At 39.2% G+C, this 5,274-nt stretch carries 8 protein-coding genes; 4 read left to right on the forward strand and 4 right to left on the reverse strand.

The features are described 5' to 3' along the window. On the forward strand, positions 1–300 hold a 300-nt coding region (locus Q0R37_RS14950; protein WP_294755373.1), incomplete at its 5' end, for a dockerin type I repeat-containing protein. 721 nt (positions 301–1,021) lie between these two features. On the opposite strand, the gene Q0R37_RS14955 is transcribed toward Q0R37_RS14950, so the two are convergent. From Q0R37_RS14955 to Q0R37_RS14970, 4 genes are all read right to left on the reverse strand, one after another. Beyond that, positions 1,022–2,116 carry a site-specific integrase gene (locus Q0R37_RS14955; protein ID WP_294755374.1) on the reverse strand — a complete coding sequence of 365 codons (1,095 nt, stop codon included), beginning with the start codon at positions 2,114–2,116 and terminating at the stop codon, positions 1,022–1,024. Between the two features lie 64 nt (positions 2,117–2,180). Continuing rightward, complete coding sequence (locus tag Q0R37_RS14960; RefSeq protein ID WP_294755375.1) at positions 2,181–2,756, reverse strand: hypothetical protein; 576 nt, start codon at positions 2,754–2,756, stop codon at positions 2,181–2,183. Positions 2,757–2,799: 43 nt separating this feature from the next. After that, complete coding sequence (locus Q0R37_RS14965) at positions 2,800–3,390, reverse strand: ImmA/IrrE family metallo-endopeptidase (RefSeq protein WP_294755377.1); 591 nt, start codon at positions 3,388–3,390, stop codon at positions 2,800–2,802. Beyond that, a complete protein-coding gene (locus Q0R37_RS14970) occupies positions 3,380–3,727 on the reverse strand; it encodes a helix-turn-helix transcriptional regulator (RefSeq protein WP_294755379.1) in 348 nt (115 codons plus the stop codon). The genes Q0R37_RS14965 and Q0R37_RS14970 overlap by 11 nt, the downstream gene beginning before the upstream one ends. Positions 3,728–3,926: 199 nt before the next feature. Here Q0R37_RS14970 and Q0R37_RS14975 point away from each other — a divergent pair, with 199 nt between their 5' ends. Genes Q0R37_RS14975 through Q0R37_RS14985 form a run of 3 tightly spaced genes read left to right on the forward strand, consistent with a single transcriptional unit; the run spans position 3,927 to position 5,187 of the window. Beyond that, positions 3,927–4,163 (forward strand): helix-turn-helix transcriptional regulator, encoded by a 237-nt coding sequence (locus Q0R37_RS14975; RefSeq protein WP_294755381.1) that lies wholly within the window; start codon positions 3,927–3,929, stop codon positions 4,161–4,163. Then, positions 4,156–4,908, forward strand: coding sequence for a Rha family transcriptional regulator (locus tag Q0R37_RS14980; RefSeq protein ID WP_294755382.1), 753 nt, complete (start codon positions 4,156–4,158; stop codon positions 4,906–4,908). Before Q0R37_RS14975 ends, Q0R37_RS14980 begins: the two co-directional genes overlap by 8 nt. A 15-nt stretch (positions 4,909–4,923) precedes the next feature. Continuing rightward, on the forward strand, positions 4,924–5,187 hold the full coding sequence (locus tag Q0R37_RS14985) for a hypothetical protein (protein ID WP_294755383.1): 264 nt from the start codon (positions 4,924–4,926) through the stop codon (positions 5,185–5,187). The last annotated feature ends 87 nt before the right edge of the window (positions 5,188–5,274 follow it).

Raw genomic sequence — 5,274 nt, forward strand, 5'->3', positions numbered from 1 at the left:
AGCGTTTATACAGTTCCCGGCGATGTTGTGATATACGGATATAAGAATTCAACTGCGGAAGCATATGCAAAAAAATACAACCGAGAGTTTATAGCCTTTGACACATCAACTGATACTCCCGGAGATATTAATTGTGATGGTACTGTAAGCATTGCAGACTTAGTTTCACTTCAAAACTTCCTACTTGGCAGAACAAAAACTCTTGGCAACTGGAAGAACGCCGATCTATGTAAGGACGACCGTCTTGATGTTTTTGATATGGTACTCATGCGTAGACTTCTGATTGAAAAAATGAATTGATTCTTCTTATCTGCACAAGAAGAATGATGTTTGTATTTATAGGGACAACAGATAATCACGGCGGCGCAGCAATGCGCCGCTGCTCTTATTTTCATATGCTACTGAAATTATTCTAAAAGAGATCAATGATAGTCAGAAATAGGTTATATTTGTTGCATAAGCAACATTTCGCGGTAGTAAATACAACTTTATGTGGAATACAACTCATTTCAGTATTGATTAAAGGCTATAAATCGCCAAATACATAGATTACAAATTATGGAGTAAACAAGCTGTCACTACGGAGAATAGCCTTATATCTGCTTTGGATTATGTATAAAGGCAACGATATTTCAGTTGCCATTGTATGCCATTCCAGCGTTAGCCACTAAGTATTCCGTGTGGAATTTCGTGTGGAATAGGTCTGAAAAACGCCTATTTTACGTGCATTTTGTTTCGACTTTCTGAAATCATCTTCATATCACAGACAAAAAGAAAAATGGCTGAATCACGCTATTCTACGCAATACAGCCATTCTTCTCATTTACCATTCTGGCGGACAGAGAGGGATTCGAACCCTCGATACGCTATTAACGTATACACGAGTTCCAGTCTGCTTGGAAATAAGAATAGTAAGAAACGATGTATCATTATTTTGCCTATTTTTAGCGGTCTACACGTTTTGAAAACTTGAAAGAGAGTGATAAAAACATTCATAAATGTCGTAGTAGTGTCGTAGTAATCAAAGCTTGAGCTGCTTTTTCAGCACATCGATGTCATTGTGAACGTAAATCGAAGCTGTTATAGAAATGTCAGCGTGTCCCATGACCTTCTGAATGGTGTAAATATCAACACCTTCCTCTCTGCGGAGAGTTCCGTAGGTGTGTCTGAGCTCGTGCGGAGTAAGCTCAGGGACTCCTGTTGCAGCACTCATTTTTTTCATAAAATCGTGAAAGTGCTTTGAATATGTTGCAGGGGACATTATTCCGTCATTACCTATGACGTATTCGTTGTCACTCTGGAACTTCTTCAAGTACTTTCCAAAATCGGCAGAGAAGGGGACTATCCGGTCTGAGGTAGCTGACTTTGGTTTGTCAACGACGATCTTCCCTTTAGTCTGGACCACAGCTCGCTGGACGTGAAGGGTATTCTCTTCAAAATCGATATCTTCCCATTTCAGTCCAAGCAGTTCAGAACGCCGCAGACCCGTGTTCAAATACAGAACTATATCAAGTCGCCAGCAATGCCGAGCATATTTTTCAGCAGTTTCAGCTTGTTCCTTAGTCCAGACATGCTTTACAGCTGCATCTGAGACGTGTTGAAATCTGATGTTTTTGACAGGATTCTTATAGCACAGATCGTTGTCGATCGCAGCATCAAACATTGATTTCAGTATGAGCTTGTGCTTATCCAGAGTGGACTTAGCAAGTGGTTCACCGGAATCGCTCCTGACGGTGTTGAAGTACTTCTGGATGTCTATCTGCTGTATATCCATAAGGTGAGCTTTGCCGAAATAGGGGATAAGGTACTTGTCGATATTCGACTTATATGTGAAGTGATAGGTGTGGTCTTTGACTACACCTTTTTTGAATGTGTCAAGCCACTTGTTCGCCCACTTCTCGAAAGTCATTACTGAGGGTTCAGGGAGCTCTCCTGTAGCCTTGTAGACAGCCTGATCTATCTTGTACTGCTCTGCTTTCGCTTTGGCATCGGCTTTGCTGACGGAGCTGTAGAAGCTCTTGCGGATCAGTTTGCCGTTGAAGTCTTTCCCTATAGTTACTTTGACTTCATAGAGACCGTCTGCACGGTTTGGAGTTTCTTTTCTTGGTCGTCCCATATAAGCACCTCCTGACATATCAACTCTTTTCCTCGTCGGTATTACCAGTACCGTGGGGGATTTTTTATAACAACATTTTTATTTTATTTATTCTTTCAAAATCGGCTGGATTTGTTCCATTATCTTCAATAATACAATTTTCTAAACATTTTATAGCTTCTGTATATTGCTTTTCTGCCTCGTAAATATTAGCAAATTTTGAAAAGATTTGCCAAGGTGTATAAGCAGGTCGCCCTTTAATCATTGTGCGTTCACTATATGCATAATGGTAAATAGTTGGAATAGGAACAGGTAATTCTCTATATTTTTCAAAGTATGTAATTGCTAAAGGGCGATCAGAAGCGTACATTCTTGCGTATGTCATTGCAACCGCTAAATTGTCAAGTGACTCATTAGATTCTTTATAAAGATTAATAATAATACTATTGATTATTTTTCTGCAAGAACCAATAACCGATTCAGTTGAACTTGACATAAGAATTGAACGCTCAGAACTATCATATTCGCTGAAACAAACATGAAGGAAATGATATAAGAATTTGCGTTCTTCATCAGACAGAGCGTATTTTTCTTCACAAATTTGGCAAACTAAGGAATCGTTTGTAGAAAATGTCAAATTACAACATATGCATCTTTCCATATTATTATCCTCTTAATTGTTCAAATAATAATTTGCTATTCTATTAGTAACCGTACAGTTCTGATAAAGCATAACCTGTCATATAGCTGTATACTTTAGCATCTACTATTCTATAATTTCTATTGGTAATGTAATAGAAGTCCGATTTGGAATGTGCTAAGGAAGCTTCTGCCATTGGAATGCTGATTCCAAAACACTCCGCATAGTCTTCCACTGTAGAAAGATTATAGCCTTTAACAAGTTGAATAGGACAGAGTATATTTCTCGCAAAACAATTAGCTTCCTTATCAGCAACTTCATTATCTTCTTTATGCTCTAATCTTATATGCCCGAGTTCATGTGCCAGTGTAAAGCGGATAGTTTTTTCATCTTTCAAATCATTAAAATATATAATATGATTTCTTGATTTTAAATCTGAAACTGTAAAGCCAAATTCACTTTGAGCGATATTATAAGTAAATTCGTTATGAGAACATTTTAAATATTTTGCTGCCTGAGAGTATGTTTTTAAAACTATGTCACCTGACTCAGAGAGTAATTCAAATATATTTATCTGAGGGAAACTACCATTGTAGTATGACAATTCGTCATACGCCACATTTGTTGCATATTTATAGTCAGGCTCAGTTCTCATCAAATTCCTCCTTAAGCATTGCCTTAGCCATATCTATAAGAAGTTTTCTGTTTTCAGGTGGGAGTTTTTTTGCATTTCTATTTAGTAAAATAAGATCTTGATCAGATTCGACAGAGTTTTTAATTATTTCATCAGAAGAATCATCATTAATTCTATTGGATATAAGGTAATCAACCGATGTTCCAAAGTATTCAGCGAGTTTTAAAAGAGTTTCATAATCAGCTTCTCTTTTACCTAACTCATAATTATTATATGTTTGCCTTGATATATTTAATTCTCTTGCTACCGTAGCCTGAGATACACCTTTTGCTTCTCTGAGCTGTTTAAGATTCAACATATAAGCACCTCCTTCTTATAAAATATTATAGCAACTATTTGTTGACCTGTCAACAACTTGAAGCAATGTAAACAAAAAGTTGATATAAAATTGGCTAAAATGCAGAAATGTAATCAAACTGTTGACAGCGACAAAATGATGTGCTAAAATGATGTTGTCAACAAATTGAGGACAAAACAATGAGGCAGGAGGTGAAATAATGCCACGAGATTATTTGAAGGAGCTCCGCGAAGAACGAAATATGTCTATGCAGTTAGTAGCTGATAGAATCGGCATCTCACGTCAGTATTATCAACTTATTGAAGCAGGTGAGAGACAGAAAAAAATGGACATTACACTTGTAATTGCTCTATCTAATTTGTTTGACGTAGCTCCTGAATTGATTATTAATCAAGAACAAAAAAATATTGAAACGGAGGAAATTAAAAATGAATGATATCATCAAAATAAGCAACAACAACGGCAGCCTTACAGTATCAAGCGTACAGGTTGCGGAGAACTTTGGGAAACAGCACAAAGATGTGCTGAAAGCTATTGAGAACATCAGAGCGCAGAATTGCGCTGTGACCCAGATGTTCATAGAATCGGCTTATCAGGCAGGTACAGGAAAGTCTTACAAGTCCTATGAAATGACAAGAGACGGTTTCACACTGCTTGCAATGGGATTCACCGGTAAGGCAGCCCTTGAATGGAAACTTAAGTACATAGAAGCTTTCAATCTTATGGAACATCAGCTGAAATCTCAGCAGAAGCACCTTAACGCACTTGAAACACAGGCAAGGGCTGACAGAGCTGCCGCCATGAGAATAAACGCTGAGAACCGCCGCTTGAAACTGCTTTTCGACAATCCTCAGTGGAAGGACATGCAGCTTTCGGGCATCGGCATCGAAACGCTCGGACTTAAAAAGATTGAGGCGGCAACAGGTATCGATGTTGGAAATGCACTTCCTCAAACTGAAAAGACATGGAGCGCTACAGAGATCGGTAACGCTTTCGGAGTGTCTTCAATGGCTATTGGCAAGAAAGCTAATGCTCTTGGTCTTAAGACTGAGCAGAATGGTATTTTCGTTCTGGATAAGTCAAGACACAGCAACAAAGAAGTATCGACCTTCCGCTACAACAGGAACGGCGTTGAAGCTCTTGCAAAAGCCTTAGGGATAGGTAAATATCAACTTAATTAAAAAGGAGGTATCACTATGACAAGCACAGAGAAAATCAGAGAGTTTATAGCACAGGACACTGACAAGCTCGCTGAGATCGTTGAGGAGCATCCCTTCCAGATACCCGTCAAGGTCATCGCAGAGTGGTGGCATTGTTCAGAGGACAGCGTCCGCAATGCGATTATACAGCATGGCTTTCTTGGTATAGCTCAGAAGCGCCCCGGTAAGCTCAATGCTGGCTTCGTTATTCCAACAGGCCACTTTGTGCGCTGGTGGTGCTGTCAGTTCGGAGTGCAGTGATATGGGGAAGATAATGGCAGTGCTGCTGCTTGCCTACGGACTGCTCTCCCTGGTGGACTACATCGGGCAGTTCCGGAGCTGGACAAG

The organism is uncultured Ruminococcus sp., assembly GCF_946415235.1.
Classification (GTDB): domain Bacteria; phylum Bacillota; class Clostridia; order Oscillospirales; family Ruminococcaceae; genus Ruminococcus.

Coding starts and splice junctions, on each gene's coding strand:
- Q0R37_RS14955 (WP_294755374.1), bottom strand. CDS start 2,116: ATGGGACGACCAAGAAAAGAAACTCCAAACCGTGCAGACGGTCTCTAT.
- Q0R37_RS14970 (WP_294755379.1), bottom strand. CDS start 3,727: ATGTTGAATCTTAAACAGCTCAGAGAAGCAAAAGGTGTATCTCAGGCT.
- Q0R37_RS14985 (WP_294755383.1), top strand. CDS start 4,924: ATGACAAGCACAGAGAAAATCAGAGAGTTTATAGCACAGGACACTGAC.
- Q0R37_RS14975 (WP_294755381.1), top strand. CDS start 3,927: ATGCCACGAGATTATTTGAAGGAGCTCCGCGAAGAACGAAATATGTCT.
- Q0R37_RS14980 (WP_294755382.1), top strand. CDS start 4,156: ATGAATGATATCATCAAAATAAGCAACAACAACGGCAGCCTTACAGTA.
- Q0R37_RS14960 (WP_294755375.1), bottom strand. CDS start 2,756: ATGGAAAGATGCATATGTTGTAATTTGACATTTTCTACAAACGATTCC.
- Q0R37_RS14965 (WP_294755377.1), bottom strand. CDS start 3,390: ATGAGAACTGAGCCTGACTATAAATATGCAACAAATGTGGCGTATGAC.